This is a genomic window from Streptosporangium sp. NPDC000509 (assembly GCF_042898365.1).
Classification (GTDB): Bacteria; Actinomycetota; Actinomycetes; order Streptosporangiales; family Streptosporangiaceae; genus Streptosporangium.
This window is the reverse complement of the sequence record NZ_JBIAYX010000046.1, coordinates 1-1,343: the sequence shown is the minus strand read 5'-3', so window position 1 is coordinate 1,343 and position 1,343 is coordinate 1. Positions and strand designations below refer to the sequence as shown.

Below are 1,343 nucleotides of genomic sequence, written 5' to 3'. Positions count from 1 at the left end.
CAGGGCGTGAGCTATCAGACCGCCTGGCGGTGGGTGAAGAGCGGCAAGATGCCCGTCGCCGTCCACCAGGCGCCCTCCGGCACGTGGATCGTCGAAGAGCCCGCCGCTACCGTTGGCCGGGTGGTCGCCTACTGCCGGGTGTCGTCCGGCGATCAGAAGGGCGATCTGGACCGGCAGGCCGTACGGGTCGTCGAGGGCGCCAACGCTCTGGGCCTGGCCGTCGGCGAGGTGGTTAAGGAGATCGGATCCGGGCTGAACGACACACGCCGCAAGCTGCACCGCCTCCTCGCCGATCCGACCGCGGCGGTGATAGTGGTCGAGCACCGCGACCGTCTGGCCCGCTTCGGCGTCGAACACCTGCAACCGCAGGAGAGCGCCGATGACCTGGTCCGGGACATGACCGAGGTATTGACCTCCATGTGCGCGCGCCTGTACGGGCGGCGCTCGGCCAAGCGGCGCGCCGAACTCGCCGTATCGGCCGCAACAGACGCCGGCGTATCGGCGTAGGGGCCGGTGACCGATGGCGAAGTTCCAGGCCAAGTTCCAGGCGCGGAGCGGTTTCGTGGTGCAGGCCTACCGTTTCGCTCTCGACCCGAACGCGGGCCAGGCCCGCGCTCTGGCCTCGCACTGCGGTGCGGCGCGGGTGGCGTTCAACTGGGGCCTGGCCCTCATCAAGGCCAACCTCGGCCAGCGAGAGGCCGAACGCAGCTACGACATCCCCGACGAACAGTTGACCCCGCCGCTGTCGTGGTCGATGTACTCGCTGCGCAAAGCCTGGAACACCGCCAAAGAGCAGGTCGCGCCGTGGTGGCGGGAAAACTCCAAAGAGGCCTACAACAGCGGGCTGGAACGCCTCGCCGTCGCGTTGAAGAACTGGAGCGATTCCAAGAACGGTAAGCGCAAGGGCCCGAAGATGGGGTTTCCGGCCTTCCGCTCCAAGCGCACGGCCGCCCTGTCGGTGAAGTTCACCACCGGCACCATCCGCCTGGAAGACGACCGTCGTCACGTCACGCTGCCCCGGCTGGGTGCGATCCGCACCCATGAGTCCACCCGCAAACTCCATCGGCGGCTGAGCGCCGGCAGTGCCCGCATCCTGTCGGCCACCGTCCGGCACGAGCGTGGACGCTGGCTGGTGTCCTTCCAGGTCGAGGTCCAGCGCGCCGCGAGCGTTGCCGCGCGGCCGGAGGCCGTCGTGGGTGTGGACCTGGGCGTCAAGCACCTCGCCGTACTCGCCGAGGGCGCCGGTGAGGTGCGCTATGAGCCCAACCCCGCCCACCTGGAGGGCGCTGTGAAGCGTCTGCGGCGCCTGTCTCGCCGTGTCTCCCGCCGTCAAGGACCCGACC

Annotated in this window: 2 protein-coding genes; both read left to right on the top strand. The window is 69.2% G+C overall.

From position 1 onward, the window contains the following. Positions 1-507: IS607 family transposase (locus tag ACFY3D_RS39490; protein WP_389989646.1), on the top strand; the 507-nt coding region annotated here is incomplete at its 5' end. A gap of 13 nt (positions 508-520) precedes the next feature. Then, a partial coding sequence (gene tnpB, locus ACFY3D_RS39485; protein WP_389989644.1) for an IS607 family element RNA-guided endonuclease TnpB occupies positions 521-1,343 on the top strand: 823 nt, incomplete at its 3' end.